Origin of the sequence: Paraburkholderia sp. BL27I4N3, assembly GCF_003386115.1 — a bacterium.
Lineage (GTDB): Bacteria > Pseudomonadota > Gammaproteobacteria > Burkholderiales > Burkholderiaceae > Paraburkholderia.
Genome location: NZ_QREJ01000001.1, coordinates 4,398,989 through 4,415,297, shown reverse-complemented (window position 1 = coordinate 4,415,297; position 16,309 = coordinate 4,398,989). Strand labels below are relative to the sequence as shown.

Sequence of the window (16,309 nt, the reverse complement as noted above, 5' to 3'; positions counted from 1 at the left end):
CGTCCCGCCGTCCGCGCCGGCAGGGCGCGTGAAGCGGCGGGGCAACCGCTGTCTGTTACTGGGCCGACGGCACTGCCGCCGGCAACTTCGGTGCAACCGTTACCGGCTGCGCAAGCTTTTGCAGCAACGGCTTGGAGCCGGCTGCGTCGTCCGACAAGGTGGTCGTGGTGGAGTCGTCATGATTCAGCGCCTCCTCCGACTTCCTGTTCAGCACGATGATGCTGATGCGGCGGTTCTCCGGATCCATGGGGTCCGCCTTGTTCAGGTTCTGCGTCGACGCGAGGCCGAGCACGCGCATCACCTTCGCTTCGTCCATGCCGCCGCCGATCAGCTCGCGGCGCGACGCATTGGCGCGGTCCGCGGACAGTTCCCAGTTGCTGTAGCCCTTCTCGCCGCCGGCGTACTGCGCGGCGTCGGTGTGGCCTTGCACGATGATGCGGTTCGGCACGTCGTTCAGCGTGTGGCCGATTTCGCGCAGGATGTCGCGCATATACGGCTCGACCTGGTCTTTCGCGGTTGCGAACATGGGCCGCTTCTGCGAGTCGACAATCTCGATGCGCAAGCCGGTCAGCGTCGAGTCGATACGGATCTGCTGCCTGAACTGGCGCAGCACCGGATTCGCTTCGATCGCGGCCATCAGCTTGACCTGCAGATCGTGCAGGCGGACCTGCTCGCGACGCTCCAGTTCGCCCTGCAACTGCTTGATCGAGTCTTCGCTGCCGCGCGCGACGGTGTGCTCGGCATGGTTGTTCGAACCGTCGCTGGAGCGCGTCACGCCTTGCGCGTCGGTCGAGATATCGCGGCCGCCGCCTTTCAGGATGCTCGAATCTTCCGCGCTGCGGTCGCCGCCCCACAGCGTGATCTTCAGCGGCTGGTTGAAGTAGTCGGCAATGCCTTTCAACTGCACCGTGGACGCCGAACTCAGCAGCCACATCAGCAGGAAGAACGCCATCATCGCGGTCATGAAGTCCGCATACGCGAGCTTCCACGCGCCGCCGTGGTGGCCGGCTTTCTTCGGCGCGGCGCGCTTGACGATAATGGCGCGGTCTTTGTCCTTGCTCATCGGTTCGGTTCCCGGCGCCCTTTATTTGGCCTTGACGCGGCGCACGTGCTCTTCCAGCTCGGCGAACGACGGGCGTTCGGTCGAGAAGAGCACCTTGCGGCCGAACTCGACGGCGATCGCCGGCGCGTAACCGTTCAGGCTGGCCAGAATCGTCACCTTGATGCACTGGAACATCTTGGTCGACTCGGTCACGCGCTGTTCGGCGACGCTCGCGAGCGGCCCGATCAGCCCGTACGAAAGCAGAATCCCGAGGAAGGTACCGACCAGCGCCTGCGCGATCATCTCGCCGAGCACCGCGGGCGGCTTGTCGGCGGAGGCCATGGTGTGCACCACGCCCATCACCGCGGCCACGATACCGAACGCCGGCATGGCGTCGCCGACCTTGTTCAGCGCGTGAGCGGGCGCTTCGCCTTCCTGGTGATGCGTCTCGATCTCCTCGTCCATCAGGCTTTCGATCTCGAACGCATTCATGTTGCCGCCCACCATCAAGCGCAGGTAGTCGGTCAGGAATTCGATGATGTGATGGTCGGCGAGAATCTTCGGATACTGGGTAAAGATCGGACTCTTCGACGGATCGTCGATGTCCGCTTCCAGCGTCAGCGTGCCTTCCTTGCGCGCCTTGGCCAGCAGGACGTAGAGGAGCGCCATCAGCTCCATATAGACGTCCTTGTTGTACTTCGCGCCCTTGAACAGGGTTGGAATGACGCGCAGCGTCGCCTTGATCGTCTTCATTCCGTTACCCAGAATGAATGCGCCGACGCCAGCGCCGACGATCATCAGCACTTCAACGGGCTGCAGCAGCGCGCCGAGATGGCCGCCTTCCAGCGCGTAACCGCCGAAAACGGACAAAAGCGTCACGAGTGTTCCCACGAAAATCAGCACTGCCGAGCCCTCACAAAGAAGCGACGGTGACCGTCGTTAATCTGGTTTACGGCAACGAAGCGGAAAACTTTGGCGGAAAAGCGGCTCGTCGCTCCGGTGTAAACCAGAGGCGGATGCGCCGGTCCGGCTGGACCGGGGGTCTCGCGGACGGGCTGGAAGGCCCGCCACACGGAAGATGCAAGGCGGCTCGCACGGCGGCGGCCGCCCTGTGGGTCAGGCTTCGAGAGAGGCGAGGCTCTCGCGGACCTGGGCGTCGGCGAATTTCTTTGTCTTACCGGCGCGTGAGGGCGGCTGGCACAGGCCGCAGACGAACGCATGCTGCGGATCGTGCGCATGCGCGACAAAATGCCCCCCGCAGCGGCAGCAGGCTGTCATTTGCAGCATTCCGGAACTGAAAAAGCGCACCAGAGTCCAGGCGCGCGTGAGACTGAGCACAGGCTCGTCGTCGTGCAACTGGACGTGTTCCAGGTAGAGCCGGTAGCTCTTCACGATCGACTGGATTGTCGGGCAGCCGCCGTGGCCGGCCATGAACCGGTAGATGTTGTAGAACAGCGAGGAGTGAAAGTTCGGCTGCCAGGTCATGAACCAGTCGGTCGAAAATGGCAGCATGCCCTTGGGCGGCGAAACCCCTTTCAGTTCTTTATAGAGCTTGATGAGCCGGTCGCGCGACAGGCTGGTTTCCGCTTCCAGCAATTGCAAACGCGCGCCGAGCTCGATCAGTTCGATCGCCAGGGTGATTTCCCTGACTTCGAGCACAACACTTTTATAGGCCATCCGTTTGCGTTTCCCCCGTCCTGATCGCTTTGTTTGAATTACAACGTGCCATCAGCCGAGGTGCTCGACTGGCTGGCTTGCCATCAGGATCGCGGAATGCGCCTGGGCCACGGCGCTGGATTTGCCTTTGTCCGCCAGAGCGGACAGCACGGCATGGTCGTCGAAACGGAAACGGCACAACACCTGATTGGACGCCGCCAGCTTGACGGTCTGCGCCAACGACAGATTGGCGAGCACATCGGCTAACTGGTCCGAAATCCCCATGCGAAACATGCCCATTGGCTTGTCTTCGCGCAGCAATCGCTGGGCGAGCAGGAGATAAGACAGGTTGACTTCTCTGATCTCATTGAGCATTTCGCTTGTCGCGCTCATGATTCCCCCGGGGTGTATCTGGCTGGTCAGGCCGTTACGGAAACGTTTGCTCGGACGCGCGCACTTAAACGCACGAATCGGCTCGTTTCTGGTCTTGCGAGCATTGTGTCGAAATGGGGAGCGGACGAAAATCGGACAGACACCCAGCCTTGTTGACGGATTAATCCGTCATTCGTGTAGGAATTTTTCCTACAAAGACAAGCCGGGGAGCGGGTTTGCGGAGAGCGAAGGTGCGCAATCTGGAATTTTCCAATGCGCCTTGAACAGGCTGCTTTCACTGACGTGAACCAGACGGTGAGTCTGAACGACTCATGGCCCGCACCGTAACAGCGGTGAGCGAGAATTATAAGACGTTTTCACTTCTCTGCAATGTGCCCCGTGTAGGCGTCGCGCTCCATGTTTCGGGCCCGCGCCTTGCTGAGGGCTTCTCAGCGTTCGAATAATCATCCGGCGGCTTTCCTCCTTGACCGAGATCGGCGTCCTGACGACCTGTAACGCGCCATGTTTCGCGCTGTAACAACATTAAGCGTTTGAAAAATAGCTCGAATTAGCGCGGCCGATCCCGATAATGAAGCTAAGGGATTACCCGATGCAGGTTCGGAACACCCCGGGCGGCGGCTTACCGCGCCCAACCGTCCGTTAGGCATTCGCTCCTCGCTCTACTGAGCGCCGCTGTGCGATGCCGTTCTGATTAGGAGAAAACGAATGCGAATCGCACAAATTGCGCCGTTGTATGAAGCTGTTCCGCCGAAACTTTACGGTGGCACCGAACGCGTCGTGTCGTATCTGACTGAAGCGCTGGTCGATCTCGGCCACGATGTCACGCTGTTTGCGAGCGGCGACTCGGTCACCTCGGCGAATCTCGACGCCTGCTGGCCTCGTGCGCTGCGTCTGGACCCGACGATCCGCGATGCGCTCGCTCCGCACGTCCTGATGATGGAGAAGGTGCGGAAGGTCGCGCATGAATTCGACGTGCTTCACTTCCACCTCGACTACATGCCGTTCCCGCTCTTCACGACAATGGACACGCCGTTCGTGACGACGCTGCACGGTCGCCTCGACTTGCCGGAACTGCAACCGGTGTTCGATGCATTTTCCAACGTGCCGGTGGTTTCTATTTCGGATTCGCAGCGCGCGCCGCTGCCGCAAGCGAATTGGCTCAACACGATTTACCACGGTCTGCCGGAGCAACTGCTCACGCCGCAAACCCACAAGAAGCCGGAGTACCTGGCGTTCCTCGGCCGTATTTGTCCGGAGAAGCGCGTCGATACAGCTATCAAGATCGCTGCACAAAGCGGTTTGCCGCTGAAGATCGCCGCCAAGGTGGACAAGGCCGACCAGGAATACTTCAAGCGCGAAATCGAGCCGTTGCTGTCGTTGGCGCATGTGGAATTCGTCGGCGAGATTAACGAAGCGCAGAAGCCCGAATTCCTTTCCGGCGCCAAGGCGCTGCTGTTCCCGATCGACTGGTCGGAACCGTTCGGCCTCGTGATGATCGAGTCGATGGCGTGCGGCACGCCGGTGATCGCGTTCAACCGCGGTTCGGTGCCGGAAGTGATCGACCACGGCGTGACGGGTTACATCGTCGAGGACGTGCAAGGCGCAGTCGCGGCGCTGCAGCGCCTGGACGAATTGTCGCGCACCGAAATCCGCGCGCAGTTCGAACGCCGCTTCAGCTCGAAGACGATGGCTCAGAATTACGTGGGCGGCTATTCGGCACTGATCGACGCCACGCGCCGCCCGGTATTGCGTCAAGTCGCGGTGGGCTAAACGCCGCGTTCAAGCGGCCGGGCAGTTCTCGCTCGGCCGCTTGAATGTCGAAAGTCGCCGCTTACGGCGTTTCCGATTTGCCGACCGATAACCAGCCGATTTGTCGTGTGAATCGTTTGCGCGATCGGCAAACCTAGATTATCCCGCTTCTTTGTCCAGAAAAGCCGCCCCTCGAGGGCGGCTTTTTAATACGGGTATGGATGCGCTTCCATCGCAGATTAGCACTCAACGAATAAAGGCCGAGTGCCAATCAACCTTCAGTTGGCTTTCGCCCCGACCGGCGATCAGCTTAAGCCGCGCCAATCAGAAAACGCTCGCGATTCTTACCGACGATCCACTTGGGCGGTTTGCCACGCCCGCTCCACGTATTGCCCGACTTCGGATCCTGGTATTTCGCCGGCAACGGCGCCTTCTTGGGCGGGCGGCCCCGCTTGGCGGCGACCGCAAAGCCGAGGTCTTGAGCCGTCAGACCATATTCAGCGATCTTTTGGCGGATGTCGGCGACCACATTGTCGATTTCAGTGCGCCGCGCTTCTTCTGCCTGTGCCTGCAATTTAGCGATCTGCGCCTTGAGGTCTGCATATTGAGACATTCCGGTTCTCCCTTTTTCTAGAACTCATTGGCTCGCAGACTAACTGCAATTATAAAAATTCGCAATGGACAAGAATACCGATTTAGCAAGATATCCTCTGATAATTATTAAGACCGGCCAATTGTAAAACGCCATCTTTATCTCGCAATAAAAAGGTAAAGGCGACACCACATTGACAATTCTTGACACCTGATTTGGCGGCCTTTCCCTAGAATTGCCCGCTCAAGGCATGCAGACGGATTTAGTCGCGCGTGCTAGCGGAAGGCCCCATCTTTTTAGGATTACCAATCATGCAGTTGTCAAAGCGCCTCGCTGCCGAGTTGTTCGGCACTTTCTGGCTCGTGCTCGGGGGCTGCGGCAGCGCTGTCCTCGCCGCCAATTTCGCCGGCCCGGTTCATGGTCTCGGCATCGGCTTCGTGGGCGTGTCGCTCGCGTTCGGCCTGACTGTCCTGACTATGGCCTATGCGATCGGCCACGTCTCCGGCTGCCATCTGAATCCGGCGGTGAGCGTCGGCCTGACCGTCGCGGGCCGCTTTCCGGCGCGCGATCTGCTGCCGTACATCGTCGCCCAGTTGATCGGCGCGGTGCTCGGTGCGCTGGTGCTGTCGCTCATCGCGTCGGGCAAACCCGGCTTCGACCTCGTTGCCAGCGGCTTTGCCAGCAACGGCTATGGCGAACGCTCGCCGGGCCACTACTCGCTCACCGCGGCATTCATTTGCGAAGTGGTGATGACCGGCTTCTTCCTCTTCGTCATTCTCGGCTCGACCGACAAGCGCGCGCCGGCTGGCTTCGCGCCGATCGCCATCGGCCTGTGCCTCACGCTGATTCACCTGATCTCGATTCCGGTCACCAACACGTCGGTCAATCCGGCACGTTCCACGGGGCCGGCGCTGTTCGTCGGCGGTGCGGCGATGGATCAACTGTGGCTGTTCTGGGTTGCGCCGATCCTCGGCGCAGTGATCGCGGGCGTGTTGTACCCGGTCATCGCTGAAAGCCGCAGCGGCAATTCGCAGAAGCTGGCGCTCGACTAATTCGCGCGCAGTCATTTCGGCAATAAAGCGGGCGCCTCGGCGCCCGCTTTATTTTGCGGCCGATGGCGCCGGGTCTCGATATCGCCGCGATGGCGCACTCGCGCCCGCTGCTAGAATCGTGCGACTTCCCAAGCTCGCACAGGTGCTCCCTATGAAGCGTTTCCGCGGATTCCTGCATGGCGTCGCGCTTGCCATCGGCGGCTTGTGCTCCGGTGTGCTGGCGCTACCCACGGCGCATGCGGCCGACGGCCGGACGGAAACGCTCGTGTTCGTGCGGCACGGCGAGAAACCCGCCCAAGGCTATGGGCAGCTGAACTGCCAGGGACTCAACCGCGCGCTGGCCTTGCCGGCCGTGATCGCGGCCAAGTTCGGCAAACCGGATGCGATCTACGCACCCGATCCCGGCCAGCAGAAAGACGACGGCGGCAAGCCCTACTACTACATCCGGCCGCTTGCGACGATCGAGCCGACCGCCATCCAGTTCCAGATGCCGGTGCAAACGCCGTATGGCTTCGCTCAGATCGACCAGCTCGGCACCGCGCTCGTCAACCCGGCCAATCGCAACAAGCTCATTGTCGTCGCGTGGGAACACAAGCTAATCGTGAAGCTATTGCGCCAGATGATGACCGCGCATGGCGGTAATGCCGCCGATGTCCCGAACTGGAAGAGCGACGACTTCGACAGTATTTATATTGTTCGCCTCGACTGGGATAACGGCACCGCGCGCGCCAGCTTCAAACACGATCGACAGGGGCTGGACGGACGCGCGACCGATTGCCCTTGCGCGCAGTTGCAAGGGACGTCGGCGGCGGCTGCGTCGGCGGCTTCTTCGAGTGCGGCAGATTAATCGGGTAATACAGATGTAAGCCGCAATTACGCAAGCGGCCATTTGATTTGAGTACAGCGAGGCGACGGGCGCGATCCGGCGCGGCTTGAGTAGCCGCGAATCCTTAGCTGACGGGGCTTTGACCGAGTGGCACTCGGCGTGCCGTGTACCTATGCAGGGCTCCTCACACCTTTCAAATCCTGCGACGATGCTTGCAGTCCGTAACATCTCGTCGCAGTACCCATCGACCGGAATGCGTAGATTGATCCTGTGCGACAAACATACGTCGCCTCACAGGAGAACAAACATGAAACGCATCGTCACTCACTTGCTGGTTGCTGCAGGACTCGCGGCGGGCGCATGCGGTGTCGCGCAAGCGCATACGGATCTGAACATCGGCCTGTCGCTCGGCGCACCGGTTTATACCCGTCCGGCTCCGGTCTATGTCGCGCCGCAGCCCGTCTACTACGGCAACGGTGGCTGGGACCACCGCTACGATCGCGGCGACTACTACCGTGGCGACCATCGATATGATCGCGACTGGCACCGCAATGATCGCGGCTGGGGCCACGATAACCGGGGCGACCATGACAACCGCCGTGGCGGATGGCACGGGTAATCTTCCGGCTGCGCCTGCCATTGGCCGGTGAGACAGCTTGCCGACCTTGATGGACCTTCGGTCGCGCAACGCCGTGACTCGCAGCCTGAACCGACCGGCGCGTCCACTTGAAAGAAACGGCCTGCATCCGTGAACTGGATGCGGGCCGCTTCCATTTCCGCTCAGGACGTCAGTTCGTCGTCGAGCGAGAAAAGCTTGCGTAGATGGTGCGCGACGCCCGCTTCGAAGTTGTTGCCGATGCGCGGCACGTTCGGCAAACGCATGATGAGGTCGGGATTGGCGTTGTTCATCATGAAGGGATGACCGGCCGTTTCCAGCAGATCGATATCGTTCATGTTGTCGCCGAAAGCGACGCATTGCGAGGCGTCCACGCCAAGGCGCTCAAGCACGATCCGCAGCGCGCGGCCTTTCGAGACGTTCGCCGTCATCACTTCCAGACAGTCCGGCAGCGAATAGGTCACGTATAAGGCATCGCCGAATTCGCTGGCGAGATTGGCCGCGACCTGCGCAAGATCAGCGGGATCGCCGATGTAGAGGGCCTTCGCGATGTCGACGCCGTCGTGTTTCGGCAGGTCGGTCACCTCGTAGGTGAAGCCCGAGTCCTGGTGAAACTTCAGCAGATCCGGCGCGTCGCGGTCGATCAGCCACGCCTGATCGGCGAACAGGTTGACGATCACGCGACCATGCGCGCCGGCGACTTCCGGCTGTACCAGCCGTTGCACGATAGCCGGAGGCAGGTCGTCGGCGTGGATCACCGTGTTGTCCGGCGCGTGGATGCGCGCGCCATTGGATGTAATCAGATACGGATTGATGCCCAGCACGTCGCGGATGCCGGCGACATCGCAATAGTGACGGCCGGTTGCAATCACGAACCGCAACCCGTCGCTTTCAAGTTTGCGCACAGTGGCGATCGTAAACGGGTCCACCTGGTGATCCGCGTTGAGCAGCGTGCCGTCGAGATCCGTGGCGATGACTTTGTACATAGTTTGGGCAGCCGGGCAGCGTCGAAGCTGCGTATTTTACCGTTGCCGGCCGCATTCGACGGAACGCGTTCGCCGTGCGCGGCTATTCTCGGCCGCAAGCGTACGACTCACGCGCGCCGGGGTTCGCCGTTCTCAGCCGCGAATGCGGGCTGCTTCACGTTGCGCCAACTGCAATCCACCGTGCGCCGAGTCGGCCAGCGGTTCGCGCAAACGCGCCTGATAGATCTGCGGCACGTACTCGCGCAGCGGCGCGCCGAGGCCGCCGCACAACGCGACAGGCAGGCTCGCCGACGGGTCCAGCGCGGCAATCATCTTGCCCACCTCGATGCCGGCCTCGCCGAGCAAACGCGCCGCGAACGGATGCGCGCGGTGGGCAATGACAATCGGCGCGAGCCTCGCATAAGCCGTCTGGTTGGCTTCGCAGAGCCAGACGACGAGGCTGTCGCGGTCGTGCGCGCCGGTGTGCGCGACCAGGGCCCGCGCAAATTCGTCGATGGGACCGCGGCCGTCCAGCGCATGCTGGGCATGCACGATGGCCCGCAGTCCAAGCCACGCGCCGCTTGCTTCGTCGCCCGACGGAAAGCCGTAGCCGCTGACCTGGCGGCATTCGCCCTCGCCGTCCAGCACGGCCGCCACGCTGCCGGTGCCGAGCGCGACGATCACGCCGCGCGCGCCGCCGTGTGCGCCCAGCAAGGTGGTGTAGGCGTCGCTTTCCACGGCGAGTCCCGCTAGCGCGGGCGCTTGCGCGCGAAACGCCGCCAGCCAGTCGCGATTGTTGACGCCTGCCAATCCGCAGCCGAGCACGCAGCGCGACCAGTCCAGCGCCTTGCCGGCGCTCGCAAATGCTTCGCCGCAGCCGGCCGCGATAGCCTGCCACGCACGTTCGACGCCGAGCCCCAAGCCCGACGGCCCGCTTGCCGCCTGCGCCAGCTCGCGGCCTTGCGCGTCGCCGAGCACGACTCGGGTGCCGCTGCCGCCGCCGTCAATGCCGATCAGAAAGAAGTCTTTGTTCATGGAAACCAATGAGTTCCGTGGATGAATAATGCATAGCGTGGCAGGTCAGTTTCAATCCGGCAATCGGCCGAATGGCCAGCTTGCAGCGCGCTCGGCTTCGGCTATGCTGGCGGGCGACATCAAAACGCAGGAGCGCGACAGTGACACAGCGATGCAACTGGGTATCGAGCGAAGCGCTCGCACAGTATCACGACGCCGAATGGGGCGTCCCCTCGCGCGACGACCAGCATCTGTTCGAGATGCTCGTGCTGGAAGGCGCTCAGGCCGGCTTGTCGTGGTCGACGATTCTCAACAAACGGGCCGGCTATCGCCGCGCATTTGCGGACTTCGACATCGCCAAGGTTGCGCGGTTTACGCCGAAGCACGTGGACGCGCTGGTGGTAGACGAAGGTATCGTGCGCCACCGCGGCAAGATCGAAGCGGCCATTACCAACGCGCGTGCCGTCCAGCAGATTCAGAGCGAACACGGCTCGCTCGCCAACTTCGTGTGGTCGTTCGTCGATCAAACGCCCATCCAGAACGATTGGACTTCTTACAAGCAGGCGCCTGCGTCGACCGACATTTCGGACGCGCTGAGCAAGGGGCTGAAGCGCTACGGCTGCAAGTTCGTCGGCTCGACGATCTGTTACGCGTTCATGCAAGCAGTCGGCATGGTGAACGACCACGAGGCGAGTTGCATGTGTCGCGCGCGATGCGCGGCGCTCGGCAAGAAAGGACGCAATCGTAAAGCGGGCTGAGGCGGCCCGGCATTCGCCCTCGCTTAGTGCCGCTGTTCTAACAAAGGACGGCGGCTCAGGGAAACTCCCAGGCGTTACGCCGCGTGCCCGGCCAGCACCTCGCGGCGCAAGGCCTGGAGCACGCGAACACGACAACTCACGACGCCGGGTTCGGCGCGATGCGCCCATCCGGTAAAGCCCTGCTGCGCTTTCCGGGCATGTCGGTCGTTATACGGTTATGAGTTGCGGCTGCGGCAGACGGCGAAACCTGCGGCATGGAGTGCATCGCGGAAGACGAGCCAAACCGGGAATTGGCGCCTTTTCGCCACGCTAGTCCGGCGTTCGCCGAATGGAGCACGCTCGATACTGCAAGTCATGCGCTCGAACAACGAATAACCGCTGCGTAACGCGTGGGAGACCAACCATGAAAACTCTTAGCTTCCTGACGCATCAGGAGATTTTCGACCAGGCCGTGGATCATTTGTTGGGCCAGAAGCGCTCCGCGCTACTGCCGCGAGGCGGCGGCGCTTATCGCGGCTACTGTGGCGGCTGCCCGGTCGGCAGCTTCATCAAACCGCGCGACTACATGACCGCGATGGAGGGCATTCCGGTGCGCTTCGTCGGCAAAACGCCTGCGGAGATGCCGGCATATATGGACGTCGGCGTGTCCGCACTGAAGAAGGCGCTGCTGCGCTCGCGCATCAACGTGTACGACGCGGCCACCGTCGACCTGCTCAGTTGCCTGCAAAACGTGCACGACGTATTCGGCACTTGGGAATGGCTGGAGCGCCTGGCCTCGATCGCCCGTCAGTTTGGCTTGTCCGCTGACCGGCTGAAAAGCGCGGCGTAGGCAGAAAAAAACCCGCTTGGATGCCGCAGCGGCGCCACGCTGCGTTGTCGCGGCGCACCGGCAACGGTTCCGCAAACCCGAGCTCCCGAGTCACCAAGGCCGCCTTCGCCCATTCCAGACTGAGCGCTCCATTTGACGCCCAAAAAGCAAAACGGCGATGTGGCTTCTTTCGAAGCTCACACCGCCGTTCGGCCGTGCGGAAAACGCGTGCTTAGTGCAGCTTTTTCGGCAGCATCTGGCTGCGCAGGCGCTTGTGCAGGCGCTTCACAGCAGCAGCCTTCTTGCGCTTACGTGCCGTGGTCGGCTTTTCGTACGATTGACGCTCACGCAGTTCAGCGATCAGGCCATTCTTTTCGATTGCGCGACGAAAGCGGCGAATCGCCACTTCGAACGGCTCGTTTTCTTTCAGAAGAATCGTCGTCATTTAATTCCTAACTCAATCACTTGATAGGGGTAAATTGCGTGGCGGCATACCGCTCACGCGCCGGCCCTCCGGTCGTTTCAGTTCATGGCCAGTAACAGGCAAACGCGGGCAGAACCCGGCCAAACCACGAATGAAACGGAGGCAAAGCGGCCACGGAGGCCGGAAAAGAGAGGTGGGGAGTTCACCGCGGAACGCGGACAGACATAATGCAAAAGCCGCGTCTGCTGCTGTTTCGCCAACCTTTCATCAATAAAAAGCTTTGACGAAACAGGCAAAGATCTCAATTCACTCCCGATGATATCAGGAAACTCTCCATCCTACCAGGGGTTTAGGGATTGCGCCAGGTCGCCTATTGCATGCTCAGGCGCTCGCTTCGTCCAGTTCACGGATATCGGCGCCCGTGAGCATCAGATGCACAGCGGCCGCGAGGCTTTTGAGTTGCTCGACAGAAGTCGCGCTGGCAATCGGGGCCGTAACACTGGGTCGCGCGATCAACCAAGCCAGAGCGACGGTGGCCGGTGTGCTGCCATGAGCGTCCGCGACCCGATCCAGCGCGTCGAGAATTCGCAAACCGCGATCATTCAGATACTTTTCGACCCGGCTGCCGCGCGCCTTATCGGCCAGATCCGCCTGCGAACGGTATTTCCCGGACAGAAAGCCGCTCGCCAGACTGTAGTACACCACCACGCCGAGCTGGTTGGCGAGCGCCACCGGTTCGATGTCGCGCTCATATTCGGCGCGATCATACAGGTTGTACTCCGGTTGCAGCACCTGGTATTCGGGCAGGCCGTGCTGCCGGGATACGGCCAGCGCTTCTTCCACCCGCGCGCCGCTGTAGTTCGACGCGCCGATCACCCGCACCTTGCCCGCCTCGATCAGCTTCTGATACGCGCCCAGTGTTTCGGCGAGCGGCGTTTCGGTGTCGTCGTCGTGAGAAAAGTAGACGTCGATGTAGTCGGTCTGCAAGCGCCGCAGCGAATCCTCGACGGCCGCCTGTATGTTGGCCACCGACAACCCTTTGCGCTGCGGATGCTTCGAGACCTTGGTGGCGATCACGATCTTGTCGCGCTTGCCGCTCCGACGGAACCACTTGCCGATGATCGTTTCCGATTCACCGCCCTGGTTGCCGGGTACCCATGCGGAATAGACATCCGCGGTATCGATAAAGTCGAGACCGGCGTCGACAAACGCATCCAGAATCGAAAACGAGGTGGCTTCATCGGCGGTCCAGCCGAAAACATTGCCGCCGAACATAAGCGGCGCGACCTGTAATTCCGAACGCCCAATCCTGCGCTTTTGCATGATTTCTCCAGGGTTTGTCACAAGAGAAAACGAGAATACGCCGTCTTTTCAATACCTGCAGCGCATCTGCCGAATAAGGCTGCAAGGGGCTTTGAGCCACATTGCAATATGCCCGGCGTGGAAAGCGTTAGGTCCGTCATTGCATAAGTCCCTCAAGTTTTTTTTAGTGGGGCCGTCAACCTTCACTGAGGCGGCCAGCAATGAACGAGTGCTTCCGCCGATGCCAACGTGGCGTATTGGGCTCAAGGCTTATTTAGGAGATTTTCCATGCTCGGAATCAATAGCAACATCAACTCGCTGGTTGCACAGCAAAACCTTAATGGCTCGCAAAGCGCCCTTTCGCAAGCCATCACCCGCCTGTCGTCGGGCAAGCGCATCAACAGCGCGGCTGACGATGCAGCAGGCCTGGCAATCTCGACGCGTATGCAAACGCAGATCAACGGCCTGAACCAGGGCGTGTCGAATGCGAATGACGGCGTGTCGATGATTCAAACCGCATCGAGCGCACTGTCCTCGCTGACCTCCAGCCTGCAACGTATCCGTCAGCTGGCGGTGCAAGCATCGACCGGTTCGCTGTCGTCGAGCGACCAGGCAGCGCTGCAGAAGGAAGTTTCGGCGCAGATCGCTGAAGTGAACCGTATCGCATCGCAAACGACATACAACGGCACGAACATTCTGGACGGCTCGGCAGGCAGCGTGTCGTTCCAGGTCGGCGCAAACGTCGGTCAGACGATCAGCCTGGACCTGAGCCAATCGATGTCGGCAGCGAAGATCGGTGGCGGTCTGGTGCAAACGGGTCAAACGGTTGGCACGATCGCGGTCAGCCTGGACGCAGCCGGCGCATACACCAGCACCGGCGCGACGATCACGTCGGTCAACGTTCTGTCGGACGGCAAGGGCGGCTACACCTTCACGGACCAGAACAACACTGCCATCACGGCGGGCGTTGCAAGCGCAATCTTCAGCGCAGGCACGGGCGCGGGCTCCGGCACGGCCATCACCAGCCTCGCCATCAGCACGGCAGCTCTGCCGACGACCGGCGCAGCTTCCGGTGCCGCCATCGCCGCAGTCAATCAGATCAACGCGATCAACGCGCCGCCGACGGTTTCGGGCCTCGACATCAGCACGGTCACGGGCGCGAACGAAGCGATGGTCTCGATCGACAACGCATTGCAGACGGTCAACACGCTGCAAGCCGCACTGGGCGCCGCGCAAAACCGCTTCACCGCAATCGCGACGTCGCAGCAAGCTGAGTCGACCGACCTGTCGTCGGCACAATCGCAAATCACGGACGCCAACTTCGCACAAGAAACGGCGAACCTGAGCAAGGCGCAAGTGCTGCAACAAGCTGGTATCTCGGTGTTGGCGCAAGCTAACTCGAACCCGCAGCAAGTTCTGAAGCTCCTGCAGTAAGAGCTGATGCGGTAACGGCGATGCGTCGCGCGCAAGCGGGGCGCATCGCCGGGTTTGAAACGACGGGAGGCATGCCTCCCGCTGTGCATTTCCATCACTTAGTGATGTAGCATCGCGCACCAACCAATACAGATTTCCAGACGCCCGGAGCCTCTGCATGTCCTCGATCTCAACCTCGTCCTCTACAGCAAGTGCCAATTCCGCGCTGCAGTCGGCTGCTCAGTCGATCATCAGCGGTTCGACCGGCAATTCGTCGATGGACGTGTCTACGCTCGTCACGGCACTCGTGAACGCGAAGGTCGCCGGGCAAACTTCGGCTCTGGCGGCACAGCAAACCTCCGACAACACCACGCTGTCCGCATACGGCGCGCTAAGCTCCGCGCTCAGCGCCCTGCAATCGGGCATCACGAATCTCGCCAATGGCAACACGCTGGCGACGTTCGCGGCAACCGCGAGCGGCACCGGGCTGACCGCGACCGCCGGCGTCGGCGCCGTGGCCGGCAGTTATTCGATCGCCGTCACGCAGATCGCCAGCTCGCAAGCCTTGTCGTCGGCGGCCTTCGGCTCCACGACGCAACTGGGCACCGGCACGTTGTCGATTTCGATGAACGGCAAGTCGATGGATATCAACGTCGACAGCAGCAACAACACGCTCTCGGGCATCGCGTCGGCGATCAACGCGAGCAGCAGCAACCCCGGCGTCACGGCAACCATCGTGACCGGCACGGACGGCGCCCACCTTGTGCTGCGCGCGGCGAACACGGGGGCGGCCAACGTCATCAATGTTTCGACCAGCAACATCACGAGCGATACCGGCCTGTCGAGCCTCGGCGTGACGTCGACGGCAAGCACCACGGGCGGCCAATCGACCATTACGTCGGCTAATTCGAGCAGCGCGTGGACGCAGAGCGGCTACGCGCAAGACGCGGAGTACACGATCGGCGGAATCGCGGGCAGCAGCGCGAGCAACGCGGTGACGGGCGCCATTTCAGGCGTGACGATCAACCTGACGGCGGCGGCGGTCGGCACGCCCGCAGGCACCCCGCAGACGCTGACCATCGCGCAGGACACCACCGCACAGAACACCGCGATCAACAATTTCGTGAGCCTGTACAACACCGTCGTCACGACGATGTCCACGCTCACTTCGTTCAGCGCCGGCTCGACGTCGCAAGGCCCGCTGCTGGGCGACTCCACGCTGCAGACCATCAAGAACACGCTGGCCAACATCATCGGCGGCGCGGTCGGCTCGGGCAGCACCGGCACCACGCTGGCGGCGATCGGCATCACGCTGAAGGACGATCCGGCCGACGGCACGATGGTGGTCGACAACAACGCGCTGAACACGGCGCTGACCAGCAGCCCGGCCACGGTCGCATCGCTCTTCAACTCGACCAACGGCATCGCCGAGCAGTTGAACGCCAGCATCACCACCTTCACGCAGACCGGCGGCATCATTGATACGCGCAACAGCGCGCTGAACGCCGACCTGAAGAGCATCACCACGCAACAAACCGCGCTCGCCGACTACACGACACAATTGACGAACCAGTATCAGGCGCAGTTCACCGCCCTGAACACGTTGATGGCGACCATGAACAACAATTCGCAATACCTGACCGCGCTGTTCGGCGGCACCAACAGCGCAGGCGCGCTGGCCACGAACAAGGGCTAAGCC

At 61.7% G+C, this 16,309-nt stretch carries 17 protein-coding genes; 8 read left to right on the top strand and 9 right to left on the bottom strand.

Annotated elements, in window-relative coordinates; translation table 11 throughout:
* Positions 1-55: 55 nt before the first annotated feature.
* The 4 genes from motB to flhD form a co-directional block, all read right to left on the bottom strand.
* Positions 56-1,063 (bottom strand): flagellar motor protein MotB, encoded by a 1,008-nt coding sequence (gene motB, locus B0G71_RS19920; protein ID WP_116143655.1) that lies wholly within the window; start codon positions 1,061-1,063, stop codon positions 56-58.
* A 21-nt stretch (positions 1,064-1,084) separates the two neighbouring features.
* Positions 1,085-1,945, bottom strand: a complete 861-nt coding sequence (gene motA / locus B0G71_RS19915; protein WP_006050895.1) for a flagellar motor stator protein MotA — start codon at positions 1,943-1,945, stop codon at positions 1,085-1,087.
* Between the two features lie 213 nt (positions 1,946-2,158).
* Positions 2,159-2,719 carry a flagellar transcriptional regulator FlhC gene (gene flhC / locus B0G71_RS19910; RefSeq protein ID WP_116143653.1) on the bottom strand — a complete coding sequence of 187 codons (561 nt, stop codon included), beginning with the start codon at positions 2,717-2,719 and terminating at the stop codon, positions 2,159-2,161.
* Between the two features lie 51 nt (positions 2,720-2,770).
* On the bottom strand, positions 2,771-3,091 hold the full coding sequence (gene flhD / locus B0G71_RS19905; protein WP_168795559.1) for a flagellar transcriptional regulator FlhD: 321 nt from the start codon (positions 3,089-3,091) through the stop codon (positions 2,771-2,773).
* A gap of 705 nt (positions 3,092-3,796) precedes the next feature.
* Here flhD and B0G71_RS19900 point away from each other — a divergent pair.
* Entirely contained in the window at positions 3,797-4,861 is a 1,065-nt protein-coding gene (locus tag B0G71_RS19900; protein ID WP_116143649.1) for a glycosyltransferase family 4 protein, read from the top strand.
* 289 nt (positions 4,862-5,150) lie between these two features.
* Here the strand turns inward: B0G71_RS19900 and B0G71_RS19895 are convergent, their stop codons facing one another.
* Positions 5,151-5,453, bottom strand: a complete 303-nt coding sequence (locus B0G71_RS19895) for an H-NS family nucleoid-associated regulatory protein (RefSeq protein ID WP_007179981.1) — start codon at positions 5,451-5,453, stop codon at positions 5,151-5,153.
* Positions 5,454-5,743: 290 nt separating this feature from the next.
* On the opposite strand from B0G71_RS19895, the gene aqpZ reads away from it, so the two are divergent.
* The 3 genes from aqpZ to B0G71_RS19880 all read left to right on the top strand — a co-directional run bounded on the left by aqpZ (position 5,744) and on the right by B0G71_RS19880 (position 7,929).
* A complete protein-coding gene (gene aqpZ, locus B0G71_RS19890; protein WP_116143647.1) occupies positions 5,744-6,484 on the top strand; it encodes an aquaporin Z in 741 nt (246 codons plus the stop codon).
* Between the two features lie 151 nt (positions 6,485-6,635).
* Positions 6,636-7,331 (top strand): histidine phosphatase family protein, encoded by a 696-nt coding sequence (locus B0G71_RS19885; RefSeq protein WP_116143645.1) that lies wholly within the window; start codon positions 6,636-6,638, stop codon positions 7,329-7,331.
* A gap of 286 nt (positions 7,332-7,617) precedes the next feature.
* Positions 7,618-7,929: a PXPV repeat protein gene (locus B0G71_RS19880; protein ID WP_116143644.1), complete on the top strand. Its 312-nt coding sequence runs from the start codon at positions 7,618-7,620 to the stop codon at positions 7,927-7,929.
* 161 nt (positions 7,930-8,090) lie between these two features.
* Here B0G71_RS19880 and B0G71_RS19875 read toward each other — a convergent pair whose 3' ends face one another.
* A complete protein-coding gene (locus B0G71_RS19875) occupies positions 8,091-8,912 on the bottom strand; it encodes a Cof-type HAD-IIB family hydrolase (protein ID WP_116143642.1) in 822 nt (273 codons plus the stop codon).
* A gap of 132 nt (positions 8,913-9,044) precedes the next feature.
* Positions 9,045-9,926 (bottom strand): BadF/BadG/BcrA/BcrD ATPase family protein, encoded by an 882-nt coding sequence (locus B0G71_RS19870; protein WP_116143640.1) that lies wholly within the window; start codon positions 9,924-9,926, stop codon positions 9,045-9,047.
* A 140-nt stretch (positions 9,927-10,066) separates the two neighbouring features.
* On the opposite strand from B0G71_RS19870, the gene B0G71_RS19865 reads away from it, so the two are divergent.
* Both B0G71_RS19865 and B0G71_RS19860 read left to right on the top strand, forming a co-directional pair.
* Entirely contained in the window at positions 10,067-10,663 is a 597-nt protein-coding gene (locus B0G71_RS19865) for a DNA-3-methyladenine glycosylase I (protein ID WP_241974506.1), read from the top strand.
* Positions 10,664-11,066: 403 nt separating this feature from the next.
* Positions 11,067-11,492 carry a hypothetical protein gene (locus B0G71_RS19860; RefSeq protein WP_116143636.1) on the top strand — a complete coding sequence of 142 codons (426 nt, stop codon included), beginning with the start codon at positions 11,067-11,069 and terminating at the stop codon, positions 11,490-11,492.
* Positions 11,493-11,703: 211 nt separating this feature from the next.
* Here B0G71_RS19860 and rpsU read toward each other — a convergent pair whose 3' ends face one another.
* On the bottom strand, positions 11,704-11,916 hold the full coding sequence (rpsU, locus tag B0G71_RS19855) for a 30S ribosomal protein S21 (RefSeq protein WP_006050883.1): 213 nt from the start codon (positions 11,914-11,916) through the stop codon (positions 11,704-11,706).
* Between the two features lie 360 nt (positions 11,917-12,276).
* Positions 12,277-13,218: an aldo/keto reductase gene (locus B0G71_RS19850; protein WP_116143634.1), complete on the bottom strand. Its 942-nt coding sequence runs from the start codon at positions 13,216-13,218 to the stop codon at positions 12,277-12,279.
* Between the two features lie 267 nt (positions 13,219-13,485).
* On the opposite strand from B0G71_RS19850, the gene B0G71_RS19845 reads away from it, so the two are divergent.
* Both B0G71_RS19845 and fliD read left to right on the top strand, forming a co-directional pair.
* Positions 13,486-14,631, top strand: a complete 1,146-nt coding sequence (locus B0G71_RS19845) for a flagellin (protein WP_116143632.1) — start codon at positions 13,486-13,488, stop codon at positions 14,629-14,631.
* A 157-nt stretch (positions 14,632-14,788) separates the two neighbouring features.
* Positions 14,789-16,306, top strand: a complete 1,518-nt coding sequence (gene fliD, locus B0G71_RS19840; RefSeq protein WP_116143630.1) for a flagellar filament capping protein FliD — start codon at positions 14,789-14,791, stop codon at positions 16,304-16,306.
* Positions 16,307-16,309: the final 3 nt, after the last annotated feature.